The organism is Antiquaquibacter metalliresistens (assembly GCF_029211225.1).
Lineage (GTDB): Bacteria > Actinomycetota > Actinomycetes > Actinomycetales > Microbacteriaceae > Rhodoglobus > Rhodoglobus metalliresistens.
In genome coordinates, this window is the sequence record NZ_JARGEM010000004.1 from 244,206 (window position 1) to 268,592 (window position 24,387).

The window sequence follows — 24,387 nt, forward strand, 5'->3', positions numbered from 1 at the left end:
CACGGCGTGATCAGCCGCATTCGCGGCTAGGATCACCACATGCAAACGCAGAAGCGGAGATTTCGCGTGAGTGAGGCCGCGGCGCTGCTCGGGGTCAGCGACGACACCGTGCGGCGGTGGGCGGAGGCCGGTCGTCTCGAACTCACGGGCAGCCCCGCGACGGTCGATGGCGTCGCGCTCGCCGGCCTGGCCCAGGAGCTCGCGACGGACTCGGCGCTCGCCGCCGCCTTTCCGCACACCCGGGCATCGGCCCGAAACCGGCTGACCGGCATCGTGACGAAGGTCACCAGAGACGGCGTGATGGCCCAGGTCGAACTGCAGGCCGGTCCGTTCCGCATCGTGAGCCTCATGAGTCGTGAGGCCGCTGACGAACTCGGGCTGGAGCCCGGCGTGCTCGCGACCGCGAGCGCGAAGGCGACGACGATCGTGGTGGAGGTCCCCGAGTGAAGACGCTGCTGACCGTCGGTGCAGCCGTGCTGCTGCTGGCCGGATGTGCGAGCACCGCACCCGAGCCGACCGAGGAGCCGGACACGCTCGGCGGCACCGTGACGGTGTTCGCCGCGGCATCCCTCACCGAGAGCTTCGACGAGATCGCGGCCGCCTTCGAGCTGGCCCACCCGAACGTCGAAGTGGTGCTGAGCTACGGGGGCAGCTCGGGGCTCGCGACCCAGATCGTGGAGGGCGCTCCGGTGGACGTCTTCGCGGCGGCCAGTCCGGCGACCATGGCGACGGTGGTCGATGCCGGGCTCGCGGCAGACCCGGTCGACTTCACCGCCAACGTGCTCGAGATCGCGGTGCCGGTCGGCAACCCCGGCGGCATCGAGGGCATCGCCGACTTCGCGAACCCGCACCTCGCGCTCGCCGTCTGCGCGGTCGAGGTGCCGTGCGGTGCGGCCGCCCAGAAGGTGTTCGATGCCCTCGGGCTCGTCGCCGCGCCCGACACCCTCGAGCAGGACGTCAAGTCGGTGCTCACCAAGGTCGAGCTCGGCGAGGTGGATGCCGGACTCGTCTACCGCACGGATGTGCTGGCCGCGGGCGACGCCGTCGAGGGCATCGAGTTCCCGGAAGCGGCGGCGGAGGCCGTGAACCGCTACCCGATCGTGGCGCTCACCGGGGCGCCGAATGCGGATGCCGCCGCGGCCTTCGTGGCCTGGGTCCTGTCCGACGCCGGTCAGACGGTGCTGCAGAAGGCCGGGTTTGGGACACCGTAGGCGCGGGTTCGCGCCCGTGCTGTGGGTGCCGGCGGGTCTCGCGCTCGCCCTGCTGGTGCTGCCGCTGGTCGCCCTCGTGGTTCGGGCGCCGTGGGGCCAGCTCGGTCCGCTGCTGGCCAGCAGCGAGGTGGCGCCGGCGCTCGGCCTGTCGTTGGTGACCGCGTCGCTGGCCACGCTCGCGAGTCTCGTGCTCGGCATCCCTCTGGCCCTCGTGCTGGCGCGCTCACAGGACTGGCCCGCAGTGCCGCGGCGATTGCTGCGAGCGCTCGTGACGGTGCCGCTCGTGCTGCCGCCGGTCGTCGGCGGTGCGGCGCTGCTGCTGCTGCTCGGTCGTCGCGGACTGCTGGGTCAGTGGCTGCCGTTCACGCTGCCGTTCACGCCGGCCGCGGTGGTGATCGCCCAGGTGTTCGTGGCGATGCCGTTCCTGGTGCTCGCGGTGGAGGGGGCGCTGACCTCCTCCGACCGCCGCTTCGAGCTCGCGGCGGCCACGCTCGGCGCCTCCCGCCTGACGGTGTTCCGCCGGGTCACGCTGCCGCTGGTGGCACCCGGCATCACCGCCGGAGCGGTGCTGTGCTTCACGCGGGCGCTCGGCGAGTTCGGCGCGACCATCACGTTCGCCGGCAACCTGCCGGGCGTCACGCAGACCATTCCGATCGCCACCTACCTGCAGTTGCAGCACGACGTGCCGAGCGCGATCGTGCTCTCGCTCGTGCTCATGGCGGTGTCGATCGGGGTGCTCGTGGCGCTGCGGGACCGCTGGGTGCCCGGGATCACGCGATGAGGCTCGACGTGGATCTCCGCGTGCCAGAACGCGGGGTGTCGGCGGCGTTCGCCGTGGATTCCGGCGCGCCCCTCGCCCTCGTGGGCCCGAACGGGGCAGGCAAGTCCACCCTCGTGCAGGCGATCGCCGGACTCATCGACGCGGAGGGCACGGTCGCCCTCGACGGCCGCCGCCTCGACGGCCTGCCGCCGGAACGCCGTCGGGTGGGGCTCGTGTTCCAGGACTACCTGCTGTTCCCGCACCTGAGCGTGCTCGAGAACGTCGCATTCGGGCCGCGGGCGCAGGGGCGGCGGGATGCCCGTGCCGCGGCATCCGCGCAGCTCGACCGTCTCGGCATCGCCGACCTCGCCCACCGCCGCCCCGCGCAGCTCTCCGGAGGCCAGTCCCAGCGCGTCGCCCTCGCCCGCGCCCTCGTCGCGGACCCGCAGGTGCTGCTGCTGGATGAACCCCTCGCAGCCCTCGACGTGGAGGTGCGTGACGATGTGAGGGCCGAGCTTGCCGAGCACCTGGCGGGATTCTCCGGGGTGACCCTCATCGTCACCCACGACATGGAGGATGTCGCCGCCCTGGCCCGCGACGTGCTCGTGCTCGAGGCCGGTCGCATCACCCAGCGCGGGGCCGTGCGCGAGCTGATCCGCGCGCCCGCGACCGCGTACGCCGAGCGCCTGGTCGCGCGCTGGGCCGAGGACTGAACCGGGCCACCCTGCGGCCCCGCATCGCCGTCGCCGTCGCCGGACGCCGCCGCCTCGGCTCGGGGGCCTCGCCCGACATGCGGCAGGTGTGTCCGAGCCGGGCTCGCGGCGTAACGGCCCCTCCGCCGGATTCGCGGGAAACCTCCGCCGGACTCGCGATAGCCTCGGCCGGATTCGCGGGAAACCTCCGCCGGACTCGCGGAGACCTCCGCCGGGCTCGCGGAACTCAGGACCGACTCCTGAGTTCCGCAGGCACATTCGGGCCGCCTCGGCGCTAGTTCCAGAGCCAACCGCAGGCTAGCCAGGTCAACCCCGACCTCGTGCTCGACCAGTGCGTCCAGGTGGACCGTGGTGATCGTGCCAAGCGAGCGCGCCCCGCCTCCGATTGGCATCGGGCGTGTGTGCGGAACTCAGGAGTCGGTCCTGAGTTCCGCGAGTGTGCCGGGGTGGCGCGCGGTCGCGGGCGGGGGTGGGTTGGCAAGACGACCGACCGACGACCGACGACGGACGACCGACCGACGACCGACGGCAGGTGGCAGACGACCGAGGGCGGGTGGCGGGTGGTGGGTGGCAGACGGGCGCGCTGGGCGGTGCGTGCTGGTCGGTAGTCTCGACGCATGGATGTACTGCAGCCCGGGCGGGGACCGATCCGCGCCGCCGCGTACCTGTCCGCCGACCCGGAGCGGGTGTTCTGGGGCGAGTTGCCGTGCGAGGCCGACGAGCCGGTGCTGACGATCGACTCCGGCACCGAGGTGACGATCGACACGATAAGCCACGAGGGGATCCTGGAGGACCAGGGGCGCGATCCGCTCGCCTTCTTCGCCGCGCACGGCGCCGACGAGGTGCTGGAGGATGCGATCGCGCTCGCCGCCTCGGGCCGCGAGCGCGCCGCGGGCCCGCACGTGGTCACCGGTCCGATCGCGGTGCGCGGCGCCAAGCCGGGCGACGTGCTCACCATGACCCTCATCGAGGCCCTGCCGCGCGTGCCGTACGGCGTCATCTCCAATCGCCACGGTCGCGGGGCGCTGCCGGACGAGTACCCGGCGCATGGGCAGACGGTGAGCATTTTCGCGGGCGTCGACGGCGATCACGGCACCATCGCTCGCGTGGCCGGCGGGTCACGCGACGTGCGGTTCCCGCTCGCGCCGTTCCTCGGCACGATGGGCGTCGCCGTCGCCGGTGACATCCGCCCGAACTCGGTTCCGCCGGGGCTGCACGGCGGCAACATCGACATCAACCTGCTGACCGCCGGGGCCTCGTTGCATCTGCCGGTGCAGGTCGACGGTGCCCTCGCCTACGTCGGCGACCCTCACTTCGCCCAGGGCGACGGCGAGGTCGCCCTCACGGCGATGGAGGCATCCCTCAGGGTCACGGTGCGCTTCGACCTGGTGCCCGGGGGCATGGAGGTGGAGGGGCCGCTCGGCGAGACGGACGAGTACCTGATTCCGACGGGACTCGATCGCGACCTCGACACCGCGGTGCAGAAGGCCGTGCGCAACGCCATCACGCTGCTGCGCCACCGTTACGGCATGGATGCCGAACACGCCTACGCCTACCTCTCGGCTGCGACCGACTTCGACATCTCCCAGGTCGTCGATCAGGTCAAGGGCGTGCACGCCCGCATCCGCAAGGCCGACTTCGCATGACCGGCCCCCAACAGCACGCCGAGATCATCGACGCCTTCTGGCAATACGAGCGGGCGCTGATGTCCAACGACCTCGACGCGCTCGACCGGCTGTTCGCGCCAGGGGCGGAGACGCTGCGCGGCGATGCCGCGGGCATCCTGGTCGGGCACGACGCGATCGCGGACTTCCGCGGCGGCGCCCCGGCGCGCGCGATCCTGCACGTCGAGGTGCGCGAGATCGCGGATGACGCCGCCCTCGTCGTCGCGATCACCGCCCCCACGACCGGCGGCCGCGGCCAGCAGACCCAGCTCTGGCGCAAGGCCGAAGGACTCTGGCGCGTCGCCGCCGCCCACGTCGCAGTTCCGGTCAAAGCCATCGACGCCGCCATCTGGCGCGCGGTCGGCACGCCCCTGGTGCGCGGAGCCGCGCACGGGCCCCTGCGCGGGCAGACCGTCGCCGTGAAGGACCTCTACGACATCGTCGGTCAGAAGGTGGGCGCTGGCATCCCCGCCTGGCTCGACCGGGCGGAACCCGCGACCGGCACCTCCCCGGCCGTCGCCGCGCTGCTCGCCGCCGGGGCCGATGTGACCGGCATCGCGCAGACCGACGAGTTCGCGTACTCGATCGCCGGGCGCAACCCGCACTCGGGCACGCCGCTCAATCCCGCGGTGCTCGGCGGGGTGCCGGGCGGCTCGTCGAGCGGGCCGGCCTCCGCGGTCGCGTCGGGGCAGGCATCCATCGGCCTGGGCACCGACACCGCGGGCTCGATCCGCGTGCCCGCGAGCTACCAGGGACTCTGGGGGCTGCGCACGACCCACGGCGCGGTCTCCCGCGAGGGGCTGCTGCCGCTCGCGCCGAGCTTCGACACGGTCGGTTGGCTCACCCGCGACGCCGCGACCCTGCGCGCCGCGGCGGCCGCGACGCTTCCCGCCGGTGGCGGTGTCGCCGACCTCGTCAGTGCCCCCGCCCTCCTCGATGTCGTCGAGGCGGACGTGCGGGCCGCGTTCGAGGCGTTCGACCGCTTCGAGCACGTCGAGCTGGGCGACCTCGATGAGCTGTTCTTCGCGTTCCGCACCGTGCAGCAGGCCGAGGCGTGGCGTGCCCATGGGGCGTGGATCACCGCGCACCCCGGTGCACTCGGCGACGATGTCGCGGGCCGGTTCGCGCTCGCGGCGGCGGTCACGCCTGAGCAGGAGTCCGCCGCTCGCGTCGTGATGGCGGCGGCGCGGCAGCGACTGGATGCCGTGCTCGGCGACCGCGTGCTGGTGCTGCCGTCCGCGTCATCCGTCGCCCCCTCGGTGTTTGCCGACGCCGAGCTCATCGAGCGCACCCGGCAGGGCACCCTGCGCCTGACGTGCATCGCCGGACTCACCGGTCGCCCGGCGCTGAGCGTGCCGCTGCTGGGTGTGCCGCAGCCCGGCGCGCTGCTCGCGGCTCCCGTCGGGGTGTGCCTCGTCGGGCCGCGCGGCAGCGACCTGGCGCTCATCGACGTCGCGGAGTCCCTCACGCAGTGACGGTGCGGGCGATGAGCCAGCTTGCCGGGATGTGCCCGGCGGCGAGTACGACCGTGGCGACCGCCAGCCAGGGCGAGGCTCCCCACGCCGCGGCGAGACCGAAGGCGAGCACCGGGAACACCGCCATCGGCACCGGCAGCGGGCCGAGCCGACGGTAGAGCAGAGCGAACGTGCGCCCCCGCAGCAGATACCGCGCCCACAGCGCGAGATAGGCGAGTTCGGCCGCGGTCACCCCGACGAGCCACCACGGATGCTCGCCGAGGGGGAAGGCGACGAGGGCCAGACAGCCCGCCTGGCCCGCCCGTTCGAGGATCGTCAGCCCCAGGGGCACGGGCACTCGGCGCATTCCGTCGCGCGGCGGGAACCGCAGCAGCAGCAGATTCGGGGCGAGCACGGCCAGCCCGATCGCCAGACCCACCCAGGAGAAGCTCACGTCGTCATCTTGCCGCAACACGACATCCGTAGCATTGACTCATGCCGACCGAGCCGATCAACCCTCCCGCGCGCCTGTTGATGGGTCCGGGCCCGATCAACGCCGACCCGCGCGTGCTGCGTGCCATGTCCGCGCAGCTCGTCGGCCAGTACGACCCGTTCATGACCGCGACGATGAACGAGACGATGGCGCTCTACCGCGACGTGTTCCGCACCGACAACGACGCGACCCTGCTGATCGACGGCACGTCGCGGGCGGGCATCGAGTCGGCGTTCGTGAGCCTCATCGAACCGGGGGATGTCGTGCTCGTGCCGATCTTCGGCCGCTTCGGCCACCTGCTGCGCGAGATCGCCGAGCGCTGCCAGGCCGACGTGCGCGTGATCGAGCGCGAGTGGGGCACCGTCTTCACCGCCGCCGAGATCGAGGCCGCGCTCATCGAGCACCGACCGAAGCTGCTCGCCATCGTGCACGGTGACACTTCGACGACCCTCGTGCAGCCGCTCGCCGAGCTCGGCCAGCTGGCGCTCAAGCACGGCGCCCTGTTCTACACCGACGTCACCGCCTCGCTCGCCGGCAACGAGTTCGCCTTCGACGACTGGTGCCTGGATGTCGCCACCGGCGGCCTGCAGAAGTGTCTCGCCGGTCCGTCCGGCAGCTCGCCGATCACCCTCTCGGAGCGGGCCGTGGAGGTCGTCAACTCCCGCAAGTCCGTCGAGGCCGGCATCCGGTCGGAGGGGGATGCCGTCTCCGCCAGCCCCATCCGCAGCAACTACTTCGACCTCAGCCAGATCCTCGACTACTGGGGGCCGAAGCGCCTCAACCATCACACGGAGGCTACGAGCATGCTCTACGCCGCCCGCGAGTGCGCGCGCTTGCTCGTGGAGGAGGGCATGGACAACGCAGTCGAGCGCCACCGGGTGCACGGCACCGCGATGGTAGAAGGGCTCGTGGCGCTCGGTCTGGAACTGTTCGGCGACCAGTCGGTGCGCATGAACAACGTGGTCGGCGTGAAGATCCCCGAGGGCATCGACGGCGACCGTGCCCGCGCCGCGATGCTGCTCGACTACGGCATCGAGATCGGCACCTCGTTCGGTCCATTACACGGCAAGGTCTGGCGCATCGGCACCATGGGCTACAACGCGCGCCGCGACGCGGTGCTCTCCACCCTCGCCGCCCTCGAGCAGGTGCTGCGCCGCGGCGGAGTCACCGTGACCGCCGGCAGCGGCGTCGCAGCGGCCCTGGACAGCTATGAGCGCTGAGTCCATCCTGGAGCGTTGCGACGATCTCGCGACGATCACCTCCACGCCCGGGTCGCTCACCCGGGTGCACCTGAGCGCCGAGCATCGCGCCGCCAACGACATGATCGCCGCCTGGATGACCGAGGCCGGCCTGTCGACCTGGCAGGATGCCGCAGGCAACCAGTGCGGACGCCGCGAGGGCCGCGAACCCGATCTCCCGGCCCTGCTGCTCGGCTCGCACATCGACACGGTGCCCGATGCCGGACGCTACGACGGCATGCTGGGCGTGCTGTTGGCCATCGCCGTGGCGGACCGCCTGCGCGACGTGGAACTGCCGTTCGCCCTCGAGGTCGTCGCCTTCAGCGACGAGGAGGGCACGCGGTTCGGCAACGCCCTGCTCGGCAGCCGGGCCCTCGCGGGCACCTGGGACGACGACTGGTGGAACCTCACCGATGACGCCGGCATCACCCTGTTCGAGGCCTTCGGCGATTTCGGACTCGACCCGGCGCGGCTGCCCGGGGCGTTCCGGCGGCCCGAGGAACTCATCGGCTACCTGGAGGCGCACATCGAACAGGGGCCGATCCTCGACGATGCCGATCGTCGACTCGCGGTCGTGACCTCGATCGCCGGAGCGCGCCGCTTCGAGCTCGAGATGATCGGCAAGGCGGGGCACGCCGGCGGCACCCGTTTCGAGCAGCGCCGGGACGCGCTCGTCGGCGCGAGCGAGGTCGTCGTCGCGATCGAGCGCATCTCCAAGGCGCGGGGTGTGATCGGTACCGTCGGCCGCATCGAGGCGCAGCCCGGCGGCGTGAACGTGATCCCGGGTCGCGTGGAGTTCAGCCTCGACCTGCGCGCCGAGTTCGACGACGACCGCGACGAGGCCCTCAAGGAGATCTTCGACGAGGCGACCGCGATCGCCGCACGGCGGGGGCTGAGCTTCGCCCACCGCGAGCTGTATCGGGCCGACGCCACCATGTGCGACCTCGACCTGCGCGCGGCGGTCGAGGCGGGCATCCGTGCCACCGGCGACGACGAGCCCCTGGCGTTCTGGAGCCGGGCCGGCCACGACGGCATGGCCGTCGCGGCGGTCACCCCGATCGCGATGCTGTTCCTGCGCTGCAAGGGCGGCGTGAGCCATCACCCCGACGAGGCGGTGCGCAAGTCGGACGTCGCGGCCGCCCTCGACGCGTACGAGGCGGCCGTGCTCGCCCTCGCCGCGCGCCGGTAGCGCGACCCGGGTCGTCAGCCCTCGTCGCGGTCGATCCCGTGCCAGAGGTCACCGCACTCGATCTCGAGCGCGCCCTGGGCCACGAGGTAGTCGCGCGCGCCGCGGTCGCCGTGCGACGATTCGGCCGCTCCCGCCCAGTGCGCCGCCGGGATCAGCACCGGGTGCCCCGGGCGGCCGTCGTACACCGCCTGTGCGAGCGTGCCGGCCGCGAGCACGCGGCGCACGACGCTCACGGGCAGGGACGGCAGGTCCACGAGCGTGACGAGGGCCGCATCGCCGGATGCCGCCGCCAGTCCCGCGCGCAGCGACGCCGACATCCCGGCGCTCCAGTCGTCGGCGACGACCACCTCGGCGGCGCCCGGGACGAGCGGCCGCGCGAGCTGCGCCATCGCGCCCAGCACCACGACGACGCGGGAGCACCCGCCGCCCAGCAGCGCCGCGGTCGACGCCGCGATCCAACTGGTGCCGTCGGGCAGCCGCAGCAGGGCCTTCGGTCCGCCCGCGCGGGTGCCGGCACCGGCGGCGAGCACGATCCCGGTGGCATCCATCGCTACTGTTATACCGATGATCGACGTCCCCCGCGAAGAACTGGTCGAGAAGCTCACGACGGCTCTCGGCGTGCGCCGCTGGGTCGATGCGGTCGCGGGCAACGCCCCGTTCGACGATCTGCAGCAGCTGCTGCTCGTCGCCTACACGGAGGCGACCCCGCTCTCTGCGGGAGAGATCGCCGAGGCGATGGCGCACCATCCGCGCATCGGGGAGAAGCCGACCGGGCAGAGCGCGTCGGCCGCGATGAGCCGCTCGGAGCAGGGCGATGCGACCGAGCTCGCCGAGGAGCTGGCGGCGGGCAATGCGGCCTACGAGGCGCGCTTCGGGCGCATCTTCATCATCCGTGCGGCGGGCCGGTCGCGGGCCGAGATGCTCGCCGAGCTGCACCGTCGCCTCGAACTGGATGATGCGGCCGACCTCGCCATCGTCGGCGAGCAGTTGCGCGACATCGCCCTGCTGCGACTCCAGAGACTGTTCGGAGAGGACACCCCATGAGCCACGTCACCACGCACGTGCTGGATGCCGCACTCGGCCGACCCGCGGAAGGCATCTCGGTCGCGCTCGGCGGTCCGACCGGCGAGATCATCGCCATGGGCGTCACCGACTCGGACGGCCGGATCGCCGACCTGGGCCCGGATGCGCTGCCCGCCGGCGACTACCAGCTCGAGTTCGCGACCGGTCCCTACTTCGCGGCCGCGGGCCGCGCCACGTTCTATCCGCGGGTCGTCGTCTCGTTCGTGATCGCGGAGACCACGGCGCACTACCACGTGCCGCTGCTGCTCTCGCCGTTCGCGTACTCGACGTACCGCGGCAGCTGAGGCGGGTTCCCGCGGCTCTCGCGGAGGGGGATGCGGTTCGCCGGCGGGAGATGCAGCTGGTCGGCGGGGGATGCAGCTGGTCGGCGGGAGATGCGGTTGGTCGGCGGGGGATATCCCGGGTCTGGCGGGAGATGGCGACGGATGGCGGGAGTTGTTGATCCCGCCATCCGTGAGTATCTCCCGCCACAGGATTCGGTGGCGAGGGCCGAGGCGAGCAGCTAGTAGTCGGTGCGGGACTCGTTGGCGAGCCAGGCGTCGAAGGGGGCGGCCGCGTCATCCGGCCGCACCGCCTCGATCGTGACCGGCCAGGTGGCGCGGTCGCGGGCGAAGAGTTCGTAGAACTCCCGGTCGTCGAAGCCGCCGCGGGCCGCGTCATCCCGGTCGGCGGCGAACACGACGCGGTCGATGCGCGCCCACAGCGCCGCCGAGAGGCACAGCGGGCACGGCTCGCACGAGGTGTAGAGCGTCGCGCCCGCGAGGGAGAAGTCCCCGAGGGATGCGCAGGCCCGCCTGATCGCGACGACCTCGGCGTGCGCGGTCGGGTCGTTGTCGCGCGTCACGCGGTTCTGGCCCTCCGCGAGCAGCACGCCGTCGCGCACGATGACCGCACCGAACGGACCGCCGCCGTCAGCGACGTTCGCGGTCGCGAGCTCGATCGCGCGGGCGAGCCAGGCCGCGTCGGAGCTCATGCGAGCCCCGCGGAGAATCGCCAGGCGTCGCCGGCGGGCGGCGCGTCATCCCGCAGCACCTGCGCCTCGATGAGCCCGTACGGTCGGTCGGCGGCGATGAAGACCTCGCCCGGGTTTTCGAGCCCGAACGGTGCGAGATCGACGACGAAGTGGTGCTTGTTGGGCGCGGCGAGGCGCACCTCGACGATCTCGGGGAACTCCTCGAGCACCGCCTTGCCCATGTGCCAGAGCGTCTGCTGCAGGGCGAGCGACTGCAGGGTGGCGAACTCGCGCACCATGATCGCCTTCACCCGCGGGTAGACGGCATCCCAGTCCACCTCGGTCGTGCCGAACCGCCACTTGGCCACGAGGGAGGTGGCCATGACGCGGTCGTGGGTCTCCTCGAGCGTCGTGTACTCGTCCTTGAGGAAGCCGGCGAACTCGCTGCCGGTCGACTTGAGGATCACCAGATCCTTGAAGCCGCCGATCACGTGCTCGCCCGAGGCATCCACGGTGATCGCGGCGGTGCGGATCTCCTGCCCGCGCCGCACCCAGGTGTGATCGTGCTCGGCGCCGTCGATCACGACGCGATCCCACGCGAACTCCTCGATCTCGATGCGCGCACCCTCGATCGGCTCCACGTCCGTGACGAAGTGACGGGCGAGCGCGAGCCCGTACTCCTCGATGGTGGGGATGCCGAACGACTTCGCGTAGGCGAAGGCCGTGTTCTTCTGGGTGTCGGTCGGCAGCACGTTGGACTGGTCGCCGACCAGGTACGCCGGATCGAACGGACCCCGCATCGCGGTGGTCACGTTGAGGTCGCGGATCTCGTGTCGAGGCGAGTCGCGCACGATGCGCACGACGCGATTCTCTGCCTTGCCGTACTGGTTGTCGCCGAGGATGATGCCCATGCTGCGATCCTGCCACCGTGATGTGTCGGGCGCGTTTCCGGTGGTCGAGCGGATCTCGTTCACCGCTGCAGCAGCTGCCCCGACCCTGGGGCTTCGCCCCGCACCCACACCCGCCGGGCCACTCCGCGCAGCTCGCGTCCCTCATAGGCCGACACCGGGTTCTTGTGCAGCAGCGACTCGGCGTGCACGGTGAACGTCTCCTGCGGCGCGAAGGCCACGAGGTCGGCGTCGGCTCCGATGGCGATGCGGCCCTTCTGCTGCAGACCGACGAGGTCGGCCGGGCCACGTGACATCCACCCCACCACCGTCTCGAGCGGGATGCCGCGGCGCGACGCCTCCGTCCACACCGCACTGAACCCGGTCTGCAACCCCGCGATGCCGCCCCACGCGAGCTGGAAGTCGCCATCGCCCGCCGTCTTGAGCTCGACGGTCGCGGGGGAGTGGTCGGTGACGACGAGGTCGATGTCGCCGTCGATGAGCGCCGTCCAGAGCGCATCACGGTTGGCGTCGTCGCGGATCGGCGGGCAGCACTTGAACTGAGTGGCACCGTCGGCGATCTGCTCCTCGGCGATCGTCAGGTAGTGCGGGCAGGTCTCGACCGTGATCGGCAGTCCCTGCGCCCGCGCGGCGCGCAGTGCGGGCAGGGCGGCCGATGACGAGAGGTGCAGGATGTGCGCCCGCGCCCCCGTGCGCCGCACTCCCGCGATCACCCGCTCGATCGCGGTCACCTCGGCCTCGTCGGGCCTGGACTGCACGAAGGCGCCGTAGTCGGTGCCGCCGTGGCCCACGTGCGCGTCGAGCACGCCCGGGTCTTCGGCGTGCACGATGAGCAGACTGCCGAGTTCGGCGATCTCCTCGAGCGCGCGTTCGAGTTGCTCGGCGTTCAGGTGGTCGAACTCGGGCACGCCGCTCGGGGCGAGGAAGGCCTTGAACCCGAAGACGCCGGCCTCGTGCAGCGGGCGCAGCGCCCCGAGGTTCTGCGGCACCGCTCCGCCCCAGAAGCCGGTGTCGACGCTCACGGTCGCGACCGCGCGCTTGGCCCCGAGCGCCTCCACCGTGGTCGTCGCCGGGATGCTGTTGAGCGGCATGTCGACGATCGTCGTCACGCCCGCCGCCGCCGCCGCCCTCGTCGCCGAGGCGAAACCCTCCCACTCCGTGCGCCCCGGCTCGTTCACGTGCACGTGGGTGTCGACGATGCCGGGGATCAGCACCTCGTCGTCGGCGAGGGTGACGAGCGGACCGTCGAGCGCACTCTCCGAGATCGCGGCGATGCGACCGTCGGCGATGCCGATCCACGCCTCGCGCACCGCCCCGTCGATGTGCGCCGCGGTCGCGTGAACGACAAGGTCGAAAGCCATGCCTGCAAGTGAAACACAGCGGCGTTTCGTGTCAGTAACGCGCGCGAAACCGCGTCGTGCCACGCTGGCATCATGACCACCACGCTCGCCTGCCCCAAGCACATGGAGTACGGCCCCTGCGGCGGCGTCGAGTTCGACGGGCGCTGCGAGGTCGCGGAGTTCCGCTGCGTGTTCCTCGAGCTTCCGACCGTGCGCTGGCACGGCGTCGAGTCCGACCTGCCGCCGGGTGCCTCCGATCCGGTGCCGCCCGCGCCCGTGTCGGCGGGTGCCACGGCGATGCGGGAGCTGCTCGCGACGCGACCGATCGTGGTGGCCGACTTCCCGGCCCGTGCACTCGACGCCGACTCCATCGTCGAGTGCGGGGGCATCCTCGCCGGTTCCGTGGATGCCGTGCTCGCGGGCGATGCCGGCGCCGCCCGCGTGCAGTTCCCGCCCGCCTACCGCGCCGCCCTCATCCAGACCGCCGGACTGAATGTCTGGACCGGCTTCAACTGCCGCGACCGCAACCGGGTCGCGATGGAGGGCGAACTCGCCGCCCTCGCCCACGTCGGCGTCGCCGGTGTGCACTGCGTGACCGGCGACCACACCCTCACCGGGCAGCGGCCGGATGCCACGCCGGTGTTCGACCTGGACTCGACGGAGGCGGCATCCCTGGCCCGTGCCAACGGTCACCTCGTGAGCGTCGCGGAGGCACCGGCCACCCCGCCCGTGGAACGCCGCCCGAACCGACTGTTGGAGAAGGCGCGTGCCGGTGCCGAGGTGTGCTTCGTCAACCACGCCGGTGGGGCCGTGCCGGTGGCGGAGTTCATCAAGCGGGCGCAGGATCTCGGCGCCGACCTCGCCTACATCCCGTGCGTGCCCGTGGTCGTGGACCGCGAGAGTGCCGGGCTGCTGCGCACCTTCACGACGCTCGTGCTGCCGCCGCTGTACCTGGAGCGCATCCTCGACGCCGCGGACCCCTTCGAGGAGGGCATTGCGGCCGCGGTGGAACTCTCGCGGGAGTTCCTCGAGATCGACGGCGTGCGAGGAGTGAACCTCTCCGGCGGCACCGGGCCGCTGCGCGAAGCCTGGTTCGCCGAGGCGCTCGCCCGCATCGGCCGGGAGCTCGCATGAGGGCCATCCCCGCCGCCGCCGCCCGCACCGCCGCCCCCGCCCGCACCGCCGCCCCCGTCTCAGCGAGTGTGCAGTTCGTGCGGGTGTCGACGCCGCGCACCCGCACAAACTGCACACTCGCGGGCTGCGGCAGGGGCCTCGCATGAGGGCCGAGGAATGGGATGCGCGCTACGCCGCCAGCGACGCGGTGTGGTCGCTCGAGCCCAACGCGTGGGTCGAGCGCACGCTCGCCCACCTCGACCCCGGCACCGCCGTCGACCTCGGCGCGGGTGAGGGGCGCAACGCCCTGTGGCTCGCGTCGCTGGGCTGGGAGGTGACCGCGGTCGACTTCTCCGCCGTGGGGCTGGCCACCGGCGCGCGGCGGGCCGCCGAGCTCGGCCTCGACGTCGAGTGGGTGACGGCGGATGCCACCACCTGGGTCTCCCCGCAGCAGGTCGACCTCGTGGTGATCGCCTACCTGCAGCTGCCCGCCGCCGACCTCGCCCGAGCCATCGGCAACGCCGCGGGCTACCTGGCTCCCGGCGGCACGCTCGCGCTCGTCGGACACGACCGCGCGAACACGGTGGGCGGACCTGCGGATGCCGCGCTGCTGCACACGGTGGAGGAGCTGCGGGCCGCCGCATCCGACCTCGACATCGTGGAGTGCCGCCAGGTGGAGCGCGTCACGTCGAAGGGCGTCGCGCTCGACACGGTGCTCATCGCGCGAGCGCGCTGACCGGCGTGAGCTCGAGCGTCGCGGCATCCCAACGCCGTCGCAGCCAGCGGTCGTGGCTGGCGATCACGACGGCGCCGGGGTAGCCGCCGAGGGCGTCCTCGAGCTCGGTCGCGAGGGTGAGCGAGAGGTGGTTGGTCGGCTCGTCGAGCAGGAACAGGTGCGGCGGGCGGGCGATGATGAGCGCGAGGGCGGTGCGGCGCTGCTGGCCGATCGAGAGGCTGCCGACGGGGCGATCGAGGTCGAGTGCCGCGATCAGCCCCAGGCTCGACAACGGCACGGACTCGGCGCGCCGTTCGCCGAGCGTGCGCTCGTAGAGCGCTCGCGGGGACAGCGTGGCATCCGCCCAGCGCACGTCTTGATCGAGCAGTGCCACGCGCAGCCCACGGCGGCGCTCGACCGTGCCGGCGGTGGGGACGATGCGCCCGGCGAGCAGGCCGAGCAGCGTCGACTTGCCGGCACCGTTCGGCCCGGTGACGAGCAGCCGATCGAGGGCGGCGACCCGCAGCTCGTCGATGGCGAGGCGATCCTCAACGCGCACGGCGGCGGCGTGCAGCAACTCGCCCTCCAGCGGTTGCGATCCGGTCGGGATGCCCGCGAAGCTCAACGCGGCCGGCGGCGGCGCGGCGCGGGTGGCGAGCAGGGTGTCGATGCGACCCTCCGCGTCGCGCACCCGGCGGGAGATCGCGCGCTGCACGTTGCCGCCCTTGAACTTCGTGATGAACTTGTCGTTGTCGCGGGGTCCGCGGCCGTGGGCGACGCTGCGCGCCGTCACCGCCGCCGTCTCGCGCAGACTCGCGAGCTCGCGCTCCTCGGCGGCGAAGGTCGTCTCCCAGCGTGTCCGCTCGGCGGCCTTCGCCTCGAGGTACTGGGAGTAGCTGCCGCCGAATCGCGTCACGCCGGCCCGTGAGGGGTCGATGTCGAGCAGGTCGGTGGCGACCTCGTCGAGGAAGGCGCGGTCGTGGCTGGCGAGCACGACCGCACCGCGCCAGTCGCGCAGGCGCGCGACGAGGAACGCCACGGCGGCGTCGTCGAGGTGGTTGGTCGGCTCGTCGAGCAGCAGGGCGTCGGGCCGGGCGAGCAGCAGTGCGGCGAGTGCGACCCGGCTCCGCTGGCCGCCGGAGACCTCGCCGAGCGTGCGCTCGAGCGGGATGCCCGCAACCCCGAGCCCGGCGAGCAGCTCGTCGCGGCGGGCGTCGAGACTCCACACGTCCGCGGCCTCGGCGGACTCGAGCGCGGCGGCGTAGCGCGCCTCGGCGAGCGGGTCGGTGGTGAGGGCGGCCGCGGCATCCCCGAGTTCGACCTCGATGGCGCGCACGTCGGCGATCGCCCGCTCGATGACCACGTGCAGCGGTGTGCTCGCGTCGAAGCCGACCTCCTGGGCCAGGTAGCCGGTGCGGGCGGGGCGCTCGATCGTGCCGCCGTCGGGCCGTTCGACGCCCGCGAGCAGTCGCAGCAGTGTGGACTTGCCCGCGCCGTTCTCGCCGAGCAGGCCGAGGCGCTGCCCGCCCGAGGCCGTGAGGGAGAGGTCCGTGAGAACGCTGCGGTCGCCGTAGGCGTGCGAGATGCCGTCGGCGCGCAGCACAGAGATGGCTGACACAGAGGGAGTCCTGTTCGTGCTGAGAACGAACCCCGCCGGGCATGGCCGCGGACGCGGGGAGATCAGGACCTACAGCAGCACGAGCGTCGACACTAGACCGCGTCCCCCCGTACGTCAAGCGATGCGCCGCCCGCCCCCGTGCGGCGAGCGTGCAGTTGCTGCCGGTGGTGCTGTCGCGCACCCGCAGCAACTGCACACTCGCGGGCGGGGGCGCGGCGGGCGCGGCGGGGTCAGCCGGGCAGGTACTGCTTCTGCCAGTCGCCGTCGGTGAGGGTGAACTCGGTGCGTCGTGAGGCCGCTTGCGGGTCGCCCTGCCAGAACGTGAGCCGGTGCGGGCGCACCAGGAACCCGATCCAGGTCTCCGGGGGATGCCGCAGGTGCTCATCCTCGCTGAACGAGGCCCACAGCGCCCGCCGTTCCTCCAGCGGCAGCTGCGCGTACTCGTGCGTGTTCTGCCAGGCCAGCTGCTTGAGGTACGGCACGCGGGCGCGGTAGGCGCGATCCTGCTCGACGGCCGGTGCGAGCTCGGCGGTGCCGAGCACCACGAGCTGACGTGTGAAGTCCGGCCACAGGATCGTCAGCGCCACGCGCGGGTCGTCCGCGAGCTGCTGCACCTTGCGCGAGCGGGAGTCGGTGTGGAAGTAGAAGCCGTGCTCGTCGAACTCGCTCAAGAGCAGGGTGCGCGCATCCGGTTCCGCCGTCGACATCGTCATGCGCGGCCGGTTCGGGTCGTCGTTGGCGGGCAGCCAGTCGACGAGCATCTCCCAGTGTTCAGACATGGCGGAACCTCGCGATCTCCTCGAGTGCGGCGACCCCCTGGGCGACGGATGCCGCGAGCAGTTCCTCGCCGTGTGCGAGGTTCGCCGTGGTGGGGTCGCCGATCACGCCGGATGGCCCGAAGTCGTTCGACAGCCAGCCGAAGCTCACCGCGCCCCCGTTGAACTTGATCTGCTCGTAGTCGGCGAGGTGGTCCGGCACCCACCGCTGGGTCACGGAGAGGTCGACGAGTTCTGGTCGCAGCGCCAGGATCATCGAGGTCTCGCCGTGTCCGCCGTGGATGCCGAACCCGTTCTCGGTCTCGCCGGCCGGGATCGACGCGTTCATGAGGAACGTGCGCAACCCGGTCTCCCGGCGGATCTCGCGCAGTGCCACTTGCAGCAGCGCGATGTTGCCCCCGTGCCCGTTGTAGAGCACGAGGGTGCGCGCCGGCGTGTTCGCGACGGATGCCGCGACCTCCAGCACCGTGCGCATGAGGGTCTCCCACCCGATCCACACCGTGCCCGGCGCCCAGTCGTGCTCGTCGGACTTCGTGAACGCCAGCGGCGGCAGCAACCACGCGTCGAGCGGGCTCGCCTCGACGATGCGGCGGGAGAGCTCGTCGGCCATGATGAGGTCGGTCGAGAGGGGCAGATGGGGGCCGTGGTGCTCGATCGAGCCCACCGGCAGCACGACGATCGAGTCGGCCGTCAGCGTGGTCACAAGGGCCGGGCCGGGCAGTTCGTCGAGTCGGCGGCTCACACCTGGCTCCCGGTGTCGATGGGCGCCTTCGCCTGCAGCTTGCCCGGGTTCAGCAGGTGCTGCGGGTCGGTGGTCTCCGCGAGCGCCGCGGTGCGGGCGGGCTCGTAGTCCACGAACCACTGGTGTGGGTTGTGATACCCGACGCCCAGAGCGGCGAGCTTCTCGAATCCCGCGTAGACGTCGTCGGGGTTCGTGTAGGTGCCGGCGAGCATCCCGATCGGCCTGCCCTTCTGGGCCTCGATGTGCAGCATGCCGCCAGGGTAGACCGCGTGCACCTCGTCGATGCGGTCGACGAGCTCGTCGCCGGCGACCTCGACGTGGAAGTACGTGTTGGGGTAGGCCTTCTGCAGCCACTCGATGGGGTGGTTGTAGCTGACCATGCTGATCTTCATGCAGATCTGCGAGCCGGACTCCACGCGGTCGACGCGGCCTCCGGCGTTCTCGACGAGCGCCGTCGCCGCGTCGAGGGATGCGGCATCCAGAATCGCCCGCAGGCTCGCCCGCCCGGCCGGGATCTGCAGATCGGCCGGGAGCGCCTCGGCGAGCGTGGGCAGGTCGGCGCTCACCAGTCGCGGGGTGGGCTCCAGGTCGGCGAACGGCCGGATCACGCTGAGCGCCTGCTCGAACGTGTCGAAGCTCGCGAAGAACCCGCGCCAGTCCTGCAGCGGCTCGAGCTTGACGGTGACGCGCGCGATGATCCCGGCGGTGCCGTAGTTGTGGATGTAGGGCTCGGTCGCTTCGCCCTCGAGGTGGATGAGCGTCGCGTCTGGCACGGCGTGCACGACGTCGAGGGCGAGCACGAAGCCGGTGTGCAGCATGCCGTGCTTGATCGAACCGGTGCCGCCGGAGCCACCGGAGACGAAGCCGCCGACCGTGGAGTTGGCGGTCGACGGGTACATCAGTACCTGCTGACCGGCCTTGTTGGCGGTGGTCTCGATCGCGACCATCGACGCGCCGGCCTCGGCGGTGAGGTAGCCGTCGCCGACCTCGAGGATCTCGCGCGCGCGCGAGGTGTCGAGCACGAGTCCGCCCTCGAAGGGGATGGCCTGCCCGTAGTTGCCGGTGCCCTTGCCGCGCGGGGTGATCGGCACACCATGACGCACCGCGGCGCCGACGGCCAACGCGATCTCCTCGGCGTTGGCGGGGTAGGCGACGAGGTCTGCCAGTCCGAGCGGCAGTTGCTCGCTGATCACGGGCGACAGGCGCGAACCGTCGACGGACGCTCGCTCGCGGGCGGCGAGCTCGACGCTGACGCCCTTGTCGCCGAGCAGTTCGCGCAGTTCGGCTTCGAGGGCCTCGATGTTCGGCATTGCTGTCCTTCCTGCCTGGTGCTGGTGCTGGTACTGGTGCTGCAGTCGCGGTGCGGCAGGATTTGATGACGGTCGGCGGGAGCTACGAGTCCCGCCAACCGTCAGCATCTCCCGCCAATCCTGTGAAATCTCCCGCCAGAGGAATGGTGCTCCCGCCGCGGGTGGTGCCGGTCAGTGCATGACCATGCCGCCGGTGACGTTGATCGCCTGGCCGGTGAGGTAGTCGGAGTCCTCGCTGGCGAGGAAGAGGGCGACGGCGGCGACATCCTTCGTCTCGCCGAGTCGGCCGAGGGGGGAGTAGCTCGACCACTCCTCGACCATCGCGTCGGTGCGGGTCGCTGCACCCATCTCGGTGAGGATGTAGCCGGGGCAGATGGAGTTCGCGGTGATGCCGTGCACGCCCCACTCGAGCGCGGCCTGCCGGGTGAGCGCGACGACGGCGGCCTTCGATGCGGGGTAGGCGCCCTCGCCAGCGCCGCCCTTCTTGGCCGCCATGCTCGCGAGGTTGACGATCTTGCCGCCGTGTCCGGCGTCGAGCATCGAGCGCACGCACACCTGCATGGTGGTGAGCATCGCGCGGGTGTTGATGGAGAAGGTCTCGTTCCAGTCCTGCACGGTCACCTCGAGCAGCGATCCGAAGCGCAGGATGCCCGCGCAGTTGACCAGCACGTCGACGCCGCCGAGGGCGTCCACCGCCGCCTGGGTGGCGGCCGCGGTGGCCACCGGATCGAGCAGATCCACCTCGAAGAAGCTGCCGCCGATCGTGTCGGCGTGGGCCGAGCCCTGCTCGGCGAGGCGGTCGAGGATGCCCACCCGGGCACCCTCGACCGCGAAGCGGGCGGCGATCTCGCCGCCGATGCCACGGGCCCCGCCGGTGACGATGATGCGCTTGCCCAGCAGGCGCTGGTTCGTCACCGACGGGGTCGTCATGGCGGTGCTACTTCAGGCCGAGCGAGGCGTCGACGAACTCGTTCGTGTAGAGCGCCTCGGGCGTCAGGCCCTCGGCGATCTCCACACCCTGAGCCGTGAAGATCGGCACGACGATGTCGAACAGCGACGCGACGCGAGCCTCGTCGAAGTTGCCGAGCGTGTCATCCGGTCCGTTGGCGATGATGCCGTCGGCCAGCTGCGTCTCGAACGAGAAGTCGGCAACCTCTGCGCTGTAGACCCAGCCGGTGTCGTACGCATCGACGAGCTCGAGCACGAGCGCGTTCGTCGAGTCCTTCAGCGTGCCGTCGTAGTAGTCGATCTCCGCCTGCTGCATGACGGGGACCAGGAGCGAGAGGCAGTCGGCGTAGGCCTCGACGTCATCCGGACGAACCGAGACCATCGCGGCGTACTTCGGGTACCCGGCGTCGTTGATCAGCTGGTAGGCGACCGGCTTGCCCCACTCCGGAACCTCGTTCTCGTAGATGTACGGCTCGGCGGAGGCGAAGCCCTGCTGTGCGATCTTGCCGCCCTCCGACACGAACACGGCGGGCTGGCCGTCGTAGGTCGAGTCGATCTGGTCGGCCGAGAGCACACCGGCACCGACGAAGTAGTCGATGTAGACGCCACCGGGGAAGACGCGGACGGTCGCGCCGGCCTCACCGAGGCCCGCGATGTCGGTGACATCCGGGTAGGTCTCCGGGTCCCACATGATCATCTGCGGGTCCTTCTCGAGCGGCTGGAACACGCCGACCGTCGGGAGGTCGACGGAGTGGGCGATCGCCTCGTCCGTGCCGACGTACGCCATGAAGATGGAGTCGTCGCTGTACAGCTGGGCGTTGGGCTGCGCGAAGCCGACTGCCGGGCCACCGGCGAGGATCGTGACATCCACACCCGTGTACTCGCCGCTAGCCATGAGCGGGCCGGTGACGGTCTTGTTGGTGTCGTCGATCGTGTAGGTGTCGCCGAGGAGGGCGTAGAGGTGGCCGTGCTCGGCCTCCGGGTTCCAGTCGGTCTGGATCTTGATGTCCGCGGGGCAGCCGGCGGCGGCGAGGTCGACGGCGCCGATCTCGAGTTCCGGTGCTGCGCTGTCCTCGGGCGCGGGGGTGCTGCAGGCGGCGAGCGTCATCGCGCCGGCCGCGAGGCCGACCGTGATGAGCGCCCTGGTGCGTGTGATGCGCATCGGTTCTCCTTGTGTGTTGTGGATGTGATGGTGCAGGGGTGGGTCAGTGTGGTCTGGGTCAGCCGAAGTCGTACCACTTGCCGACGGCGCGCTTGCCGATCCAGCCGAACAGCAGGAAGATCACGACGCCGAACAGCGAGGCGACGAGGATCGACGCGAACAGTTCGGCCGAGTTCAGGCGAGCACCGTACTTGGCGATGAGGGCGCCGATGCCGGGGGTGCCGCGCTGGAAGAAGAAGTCGCCGACGATCGCGCCGACGACGCTCAGGCCCGCCGAGATGCGCATGCCGGCGAAGATCGCCGGGGTCGCCGCCGGAAGCTCGAGCTTGGTGAGGATGATCCAGCGCGACGCACCCTGCAGCTTGAACAGTTCGCGATGCCCCCGGTCGACGGACTGCAGGCCGAACAGCGTGTTGGACACCATGGGGAACAGCGCGATCAGGATGCAGACCACCACCCGGGCGAAGAAGTCGTAGCCGAACCAGAACCCGATGAGCGGCACCACCGCGAGGATCGGGATGGACTGGAGGATCACCGCGTAGGGGAACGTCGTGCGCTCGACCCACTTGGCCTGGTTCATGCCGATCGCCCAGACCACTCCGAGCGCGATCGCGATCGCGAGACCGACGAGCGCCACGGTCGCCGTGTTGCCGAGGGCGCGGTAGATGTCGGGAGCGGTCTTCGGGTCGACGAGCTTGCCGAGCACGACGTGCGGCTCGGGCAGCAGGAACCCGCGCTCGCCGAGCGCGGCGTGCAGCGCGTACGCGCCGACGATGAGCGCCGCGAGGAGCCCGATCGGGGGACCCCACAGGCCGATCCTGCCCGGTCCGAAGTTCGTGCCCCGTCGGCGTAGGCGCACCGCGACCGGTGCCGCGCCCTCGTTCGCCGTGTCGGCCATCAGTGGCCCTCCCTCAGTGCGTGCGAGACCTTGCCGACGAGTTCCGCGAACTCGGCGGTGTAGCGGATCTCGGGGTCCCGTGGCATGGGGAACGGCACCTCGAACTCGTCGACGATCGTGCCCGGACGCCCGGACATCACGATCACGCGGGTCGAGAGGTACACCGCCTCGGAGACGGAGTGGGTGATGAACAGCCCGGCGAACTGGGTCTCGGCGAACAGCCGCAGCAGTTCGTCGTTGAGGCGCTCGCGGGTGATCTCGTCGAGCGCACCGAACGGCTCGTCGAACAGGAAGAGCTCGGGGTCGAGGGTCAGTGAGCGCGCGAGCGAGGTGCGCATGCGCATGCCGCCGGAGAGCTGGCGCGGCAGGTGCTTCTCGAAGCCCGTGAGCCCGACGAGGTCGATGGCATCCTTGGCCTTCTTGCGGCGCACCGCGATGGTGTCCCACTGCAGTTCGGCGAGCAGCTCGACGTTCGCTTGCACGTTGCGCCACGGCAGCAGCGTCGCGTCTTGGAAGACGTACCCGATGCGGTTCGTGTCGAGCTGCACGGTGCCGTTCGAAGCCTGCTCGAGACCGGACGCGATGCGCAGCAGCGTGGACTTGCCGCAGCCGGAGGGGCCGACGACGGTCACGAACTCCCCGCGTTTGACGGTCAGGTCAACGCCGGTGAGGGCGACGGTGCCGTCCGGGAAGGTCATCGCGACATCGCTGAAGTCGAGCAGGGTGTCGTTGAGGGTCGCAGTTGACAAGGGTGTCACCTCGTTTCGAATACGGTCACGCGGGCGGGGGCAGGACGGGCGGTCTCATGGGTGGTGACGCTGTGCGAGACCAGACGGCCGGCGTGGATGACGTACCGGTCGGCCGGGGCGTTGGCGACGATATCCGACAGGCTCGTGCCGCGCACGGCGAGCAGTTCCGCTCGAGCCCCGACGTGCACGCCGGCGGGCGGCAGGCTCATCACCGAACGGGCGCCGTCGGTGACGGCCGTGACGGCCTCTTCGAGCGAGAGGTGCCCGGCGGTCACCAGCAGCGATGCGGTTTCCAACGCGTCGCTGCGGCCGACGGGGTTGAAGGGGTCGCGCACGTTGTCGGCGCCGGCGGCGACGCGCACACCGGCATCCAGCAGGCGACGCAGCGCGGTGAGTCCGCGGGGCGTCGCGACCGGGTGATCCCAGCCCTGCAGGTAGAGGTTGGTGATCGGCAGCGAGATGATGCCGAGATCGCTCTCGAGCACGTCGGCGATGACGCCGTCGAGCTCGTCGTTCTCGAGCGTGCCGAGCCGCACGCAGTGGCCCGCGGAGACGGGGACGTCCCAGTCGCGCACGATGCGGGCGAACTCGATGATCGTCGGGTCGCCGCCGAGTCCCTCGTCGGTGTGCAGATCCACACCGAGGCCGCGCCGCTCGGCGAGACCCAGCAACCGGCCGAGGTCGCTCAGCGGTTCGGGCGAGAGGTGCGGGGCCCCGCCGACCAGGTCGAGTCCGAGGTCGAGGGCGGCCTCGATGGTGGCATCGGGGATGTCGTAGCCGGGCAGCGCGACGAGCTCCAGATCCATGAGTCCCGCCAGGCGTTCGCGCACGTTCACGAGCGCTCGGGCACCACGCAGCGGGTCGTCGCCCACGAGCATGTCGACGTGACTGCGGATCGCGGTCGTGCCGTTGCGCAGCATCGCGAGCGCCTGGTCGAGCGCGCGTTCCTCGATGCTCTCCGCGGTCATCTCGTCGGAGTAGGCGCGCCACGACACGATCGCGCGCTCGAGGTCGCCGGCGGGTGGGGCGATGAGGTCCCAGGTTCCCGCCTTGTCGAGGTGCGCGTGGGGCTCGGCGGGGGCGGTGATGAGCAGGTGACCGGCGAGGTCGAGGGTCGCGGCATCCGGTTCGACGGGGCCGCCGGCGGCGGGGCGCACCGAGCGCACGATGTCTTCGATGAGTTCGACGTCGACGATCGAGCCGTCGGCGAGCGTGGCGTTCCTCAGCAGGCTGACCTGGCGGGGAAGGGTGGGCACGGCGCTCGGCTTTCGGGAGGTGAGACGTGATCGGTGCGCCGTCGAACCGATTGCAGGAATGTTGATGTGCTCAACAGGGATGAATCTAGGCAGCG

Annotated in this window: 27 protein-coding genes; 13 read left to right on the forward strand and 14 right to left on the reverse strand. The window is 71.4% G+C overall.

Annotated features, from left to right (window positions below):
• The first annotated feature begins 39 nt into the window (after positions 1 to 39).
• The 6 genes from PYV02_RS09235 (at position 40) to PYV02_RS09260 (ending at position 5,823) form a co-directional block, all read left to right on the forward strand.
• Complete coding sequence (locus PYV02_RS09235) at positions 40 to 447, forward strand: TOBE domain-containing protein (protein ID WP_275758392.1); 408 nt, start codon at positions 40 to 42, stop codon at positions 445 to 447.
• Positions 444 to 1,211: a molybdate ABC transporter substrate-binding protein gene (gene modA / locus PYV02_RS09240; RefSeq protein ID WP_275758394.1), complete on the forward strand. Its 768-nt coding sequence runs from the start codon at positions 444 to 446 to the stop codon at positions 1,209 to 1,211. Before PYV02_RS09235 ends, modA begins: the two co-directional genes overlap by 4 nt.
• Positions 1,198 to 1,992: a molybdate ABC transporter permease subunit gene (gene modB, locus PYV02_RS09245; RefSeq protein ID WP_275758396.1), complete on the forward strand. Its 795-nt coding sequence runs from the start codon at positions 1,198 to 1,200 to the stop codon at positions 1,990 to 1,992. The genes modA and modB overlap by 14 nt, the downstream gene beginning before the upstream one ends.
• Positions 1,989 to 2,684 (forward strand): sulfate/molybdate ABC transporter ATP-binding protein, encoded by a 696-nt coding sequence (locus PYV02_RS09250; protein WP_275758398.1) that lies wholly within the window; start codon positions 1,989 to 1,991, stop codon positions 2,682 to 2,684. Before modB ends, PYV02_RS09250 begins: the two co-directional genes overlap by 4 nt.
• 617 nt (positions 2,685 to 3,301) lie before the next feature.
• Entirely contained in the window at positions 3,302 to 4,330 is a 1,029-nt protein-coding gene (locus PYV02_RS09255) for an acetamidase/formamidase family protein (protein WP_275758400.1), read from the forward strand.
• Complete coding sequence (locus PYV02_RS09260; RefSeq protein WP_275758403.1) at positions 4,327 to 5,823, forward strand: AtzH-like domain-containing protein; 1,497 nt, start codon at positions 4,327 to 4,329, stop codon at positions 5,821 to 5,823. Before PYV02_RS09255 ends, PYV02_RS09260 begins: the two co-directional genes overlap by 4 nt.
• On the opposite strand, the gene PYV02_RS09265 is transcribed toward PYV02_RS09260, so the two are convergent.
• Positions 5,813 to 6,256: a hypothetical protein gene (locus PYV02_RS09265; protein WP_275758405.1), complete on the reverse strand. Its 444-nt coding sequence runs from the start codon at positions 6,254 to 6,256 to the stop codon at positions 5,813 to 5,815. The two genes, PYV02_RS09260 and PYV02_RS09265, sit on opposite strands and share 11 nt — an antisense overlap.
• A 41-nt stretch (positions 6,257 to 6,297) precedes the next feature.
• Here PYV02_RS09265 and PYV02_RS09270 point away from each other — a divergent pair, with 41 nt between their 5' ends.
• Together PYV02_RS09270 and PYV02_RS09275 are read left to right on the forward strand one after the other, a co-directional pair.
• Complete coding sequence (locus PYV02_RS09270) at positions 6,298 to 7,515, forward strand: pyridoxal-phosphate-dependent aminotransferase family protein (protein WP_275758407.1); 1,218 nt, start codon at positions 6,298 to 6,300, stop codon at positions 7,513 to 7,515.
• Positions 7,505 to 8,722: an allantoate amidohydrolase gene (locus PYV02_RS09275; protein WP_275758409.1), complete on the forward strand. Its 1,218-nt coding sequence runs from the start codon at positions 7,505 to 7,507 to the stop codon at positions 8,720 to 8,722. Before PYV02_RS09270 ends, PYV02_RS09275 begins: the two co-directional genes overlap by 11 nt.
• A gap of 14 nt (positions 8,723 to 8,736) precedes the next feature.
• On the opposite strand, the gene PYV02_RS09280 is transcribed toward PYV02_RS09275, so the two are convergent.
• Positions 8,737 to 9,270 carry a nucleotidyltransferase family protein gene (locus PYV02_RS09280; RefSeq protein ID WP_275758411.1) on the reverse strand — a complete coding sequence of 178 codons (534 nt, stop codon included), beginning with the start codon at positions 9,268 to 9,270 and terminating at the stop codon, positions 8,737 to 8,739.
• A 16-nt stretch (positions 9,271 to 9,286) separates the two neighbouring features.
• Here PYV02_RS09280 and uraD point away from each other — a divergent pair, with 16 nt between their 5' ends.
• Both uraD and uraH read left to right on the forward strand, forming a co-directional pair.
• A complete protein-coding gene (gene uraD, locus PYV02_RS09285; protein ID WP_275758414.1) occupies positions 9,287 to 9,766 on the forward strand; it encodes a 2-oxo-4-hydroxy-4-carboxy-5-ureidoimidazoline decarboxylase in 480 nt (159 codons plus the stop codon).
• Positions 9,763 to 10,089: a hydroxyisourate hydrolase gene (gene uraH, locus PYV02_RS09290; RefSeq protein WP_275758416.1), complete on the forward strand. Its 327-nt coding sequence runs from the start codon at positions 9,763 to 9,765 to the stop codon at positions 10,087 to 10,089. Before uraD ends, uraH begins: the two co-directional genes overlap by 4 nt.
• A gap of 218 nt (positions 10,090 to 10,307) precedes the next feature.
• Here the strand turns inward: uraH and PYV02_RS09295 are convergent, their stop codons facing one another.
• The 3 genes from PYV02_RS09295 to allB are packed head-to-tail and all read right to left on the reverse strand — an operon-like array spanning position 10,308 to position 13,026.
• Positions 10,308 to 10,778 (reverse strand): nucleoside deaminase, encoded by a 471-nt coding sequence (locus PYV02_RS09295; protein ID WP_275758418.1) that lies wholly within the window; start codon positions 10,776 to 10,778, stop codon positions 10,308 to 10,310.
• Complete coding sequence (gene pucL, locus PYV02_RS09300; protein WP_275758420.1) at positions 10,775 to 11,668, reverse strand: factor-independent urate hydroxylase; 894 nt, start codon at positions 11,666 to 11,668, stop codon at positions 10,775 to 10,777. The genes PYV02_RS09295 and pucL overlap by 4 nt, the downstream gene beginning before the upstream one ends.
• Before the next feature lie 59 nt (positions 11,669 to 11,727).
• Complete coding sequence (gene allB, locus PYV02_RS09305; RefSeq protein ID WP_275758421.1) at positions 11,728 to 13,026, reverse strand: allantoinase AllB; 1,299 nt, start codon at positions 13,024 to 13,026, stop codon at positions 11,728 to 11,730.
• Between the two features lie 72 nt (positions 13,027 to 13,098).
• On the opposite strand from allB, the gene PYV02_RS09310 reads away from it, so the two are divergent.
• Genes PYV02_RS09310 through PYV02_RS09320 form a run of 3 tightly spaced genes read left to right on the forward strand, consistent with a single transcriptional unit; the run spans position 13,099 to position 14,854 of the window.
• Positions 13,099 to 14,139: a methylenetetrahydrofolate reductase C-terminal domain-containing protein gene (locus PYV02_RS09310; RefSeq protein WP_275758423.1), complete on the forward strand. Its 1,041-nt coding sequence runs from the start codon at positions 13,099 to 13,101 to the stop codon at positions 14,137 to 14,139.
• On the forward strand, positions 14,136 to 14,285 hold the full coding sequence (locus PYV02_RS09315) for a hypothetical protein (protein ID WP_275758425.1): 150 nt from the start codon (positions 14,136 to 14,138) through the stop codon (positions 14,283 to 14,285). Before PYV02_RS09310 ends, PYV02_RS09315 begins: the two co-directional genes overlap by 4 nt.
• Entirely contained in the window at positions 14,282 to 14,854 is a 573-nt protein-coding gene (locus PYV02_RS09320) for a class I SAM-dependent methyltransferase (RefSeq protein WP_275758427.1), read from the forward strand. Before PYV02_RS09315 ends, PYV02_RS09320 begins: the two co-directional genes overlap by 4 nt.
• On the opposite strand, the gene PYV02_RS09325 is transcribed toward PYV02_RS09320, so the two are convergent.
• From PYV02_RS09325 to PYV02_RS09365, 9 genes are all read right to left on the reverse strand, one after another.
• The gene (locus PYV02_RS09325) at positions 14,835 to 16,451 is read right to left on the reverse strand and encodes an ABC-F family ATP-binding cassette domain-containing protein (protein WP_275758429.1); all 1,617 of its coding nucleotides are present in this window, start codon (positions 16,449 to 16,451) and stop codon (positions 14,835 to 14,837) included. The genes PYV02_RS09320 and PYV02_RS09325 overlap by 20 nt on opposite strands.
• A 230-nt stretch (positions 16,452 to 16,681) precedes the next feature.
• Positions 16,682 to 17,230, reverse strand: a complete 549-nt coding sequence (locus PYV02_RS09330) for a pyridoxamine 5'-phosphate oxidase family protein (protein ID WP_275758431.1) — start codon at positions 17,228 to 17,230, stop codon at positions 16,682 to 16,684.
• A complete protein-coding gene (locus PYV02_RS09335; protein ID WP_275758433.1) occupies positions 17,223 to 17,969 on the reverse strand; it encodes a creatininase family protein in 747 nt (248 codons plus the stop codon). The genes PYV02_RS09330 and PYV02_RS09335 overlap by 8 nt, the downstream gene beginning before the upstream one ends.
• Positions 17,966 to 19,279: an FAD-binding oxidoreductase gene (locus PYV02_RS09340; RefSeq protein ID WP_275758435.1), complete on the reverse strand. Its 1,314-nt coding sequence runs from the start codon at positions 19,277 to 19,279 to the stop codon at positions 17,966 to 17,968. Before PYV02_RS09340 ends, PYV02_RS09335 begins: the two co-directional genes overlap by 4 nt.
• Before the next feature lie 171 nt (positions 19,280 to 19,450).
• The gene (locus PYV02_RS09345; protein WP_275758437.1) at positions 19,451 to 20,209 is read right to left on the reverse strand and encodes an SDR family NAD(P)-dependent oxidoreductase; all 759 of its coding nucleotides are present in this window, start codon (positions 20,207 to 20,209) and stop codon (positions 19,451 to 19,453) included.
• A 7-nt stretch (positions 20,210 to 20,216) separates the two neighbouring features.
• Entirely contained in the window at positions 20,217 to 21,389 is a 1,173-nt protein-coding gene (locus PYV02_RS09350; RefSeq protein ID WP_275758439.1) for an ABC transporter substrate-binding protein, read from the reverse strand.
• A gap of 58 nt (positions 21,390 to 21,447) precedes the next feature.
• Positions 21,448 to 22,287, reverse strand: a complete 840-nt coding sequence (locus PYV02_RS09355) for an ABC transporter permease (protein ID WP_275758440.1) — start codon at positions 22,285 to 22,287, stop codon at positions 21,448 to 21,450.
• Positions 22,287 to 23,045 (reverse strand): ABC transporter ATP-binding protein, encoded by a 759-nt coding sequence (locus PYV02_RS09360; RefSeq protein WP_420833609.1) that lies wholly within the window; start codon positions 23,043 to 23,045, stop codon positions 22,287 to 22,289. The genes PYV02_RS09355 and PYV02_RS09360 overlap by 1 nt, the downstream gene beginning before the upstream one ends.
• Complete coding sequence (locus tag PYV02_RS09365; RefSeq protein ID WP_275758444.1) at positions 23,042 to 24,292, reverse strand: amidohydrolase family protein; 1,251 nt, start codon at positions 24,290 to 24,292, stop codon at positions 23,042 to 23,044. The genes PYV02_RS09360 and PYV02_RS09365 overlap by 4 nt, the downstream gene beginning before the upstream one ends.
• Positions 24,293 to 24,387 lie beyond the last annotated feature (95 nt).

Bases quoted from the DNA above. Each gene is read 5' to 3' on its own strand.
- PYV02_RS09310 (WP_275758423.1), top strand. From the start codon at position 13,099: ATGACCACCACGCTCGCCTGCCCCAAGCACATGGAGTACGGCCCCTGC.
- PYV02_RS09345 (WP_275758437.1), bottom strand. From the start codon at position 20,209: ATGACGACCCCGTCGGTGACGAACCAGCGCCTGCTGGGCAAGCGCATC.
- PYV02_RS09260 (WP_275758403.1), top strand. From the start codon at position 4,327: ATGACCGGCCCCCAACAGCACGCCGAGATCATCGACGCCTTCTGGCAA.
- PYV02_RS09320 (WP_275758427.1), top strand. From the start codon at position 14,282: ATGAGGGCCGAGGAATGGGATGCGCGCTACGCCGCCAGCGACGCGGTG.
- PYV02_RS09355 (WP_275758440.1), bottom strand. From the start codon at position 22,287: ATGGCCGACACGGCGAACGAGGGCGCGGCACCGGTCGCGGTGCGCCTA.
- PYV02_RS09250 (WP_275758398.1), top strand. From the start codon at position 1,989: ATGAGGCTCGACGTGGATCTCCGCGTGCCAGAACGCGGGGTGTCGGCG.
- PYV02_RS09295 (WP_275758418.1), bottom strand. From the start codon at position 10,778: ATGAGCTCCGACGCGGCCTGGCTCGCCCGCGCGATCGAGCTCGCGACC.
- uraH (WP_275758416.1), top strand. From the start codon at position 9,763: ATGAGCCACGTCACCACGCACGTGCTGGATGCCGCACTCGGCCGACCC.
- PYV02_RS09315 (WP_275758425.1), top strand. From the start codon at position 14,136: ATGAGGGCCATCCCCGCCGCCGCCGCCCGCACCGCCGCCCCCGCCCGC.
- PYV02_RS09350 (WP_275758439.1), bottom strand. From the start codon at position 21,389: ATGCGCATCACACGCACCAGGGCGCTCATCACGGTCGGCCTCGCGGCC.
- allB (WP_275758421.1), bottom strand. From the start codon at position 13,026: ATGGCTTTCGACCTTGTCGTTCACGCGACCGCGGCGCACATCGACGGG.
- uraD (WP_275758414.1), top strand. From the start codon at position 9,287: ATGATCGACGTCCCCCGCGAAGAACTGGTCGAGAAGCTCACGACGGCT.
- PYV02_RS09255 (WP_275758400.1), top strand. From the start codon at position 3,302: ATGGATGTACTGCAGCCCGGGCGGGGACCGATCCGCGCCGCCGCGTAC.
- PYV02_RS09340 (WP_275758435.1), bottom strand. From the start codon at position 19,279: ATGCCGAACATCGAGGCCCTCGAAGCCGAACTGCGCGAACTGCTCGGC.
- pucL (WP_275758420.1), bottom strand. From the start codon at position 11,668: ATGGGCATCATCCTCGGCGACAACCAGTACGGCAAGGCAGAGAATCGC.
- PYV02_RS09280 (WP_275758411.1), bottom strand. From the start codon at position 9,270: ATGGATGCCACCGGGATCGTGCTCGCCGCCGGTGCCGGCACCCGCGCG.
- PYV02_RS09330 (WP_275758431.1), bottom strand. From the start codon at position 17,230: ATGTCTGAACACTGGGAGATGCTCGTCGACTGGCTGCCCGCCAACGAC.
- PYV02_RS09275 (WP_275758409.1), top strand. From the start codon at position 7,505: ATGAGCGCTGAGTCCATCCTGGAGCGTTGCGACGATCTCGCGACGATC.
- PYV02_RS09270 (WP_275758407.1), top strand. From the start codon at position 6,298: ATGCCGACCGAGCCGATCAACCCTCCCGCGCGCCTGTTGATGGGTCCG.
- PYV02_RS09235 (WP_275758392.1), top strand. From the start codon at position 40: ATGCAAACGCAGAAGCGGAGATTTCGCGTGAGTGAGGCCGCGGCGCTG.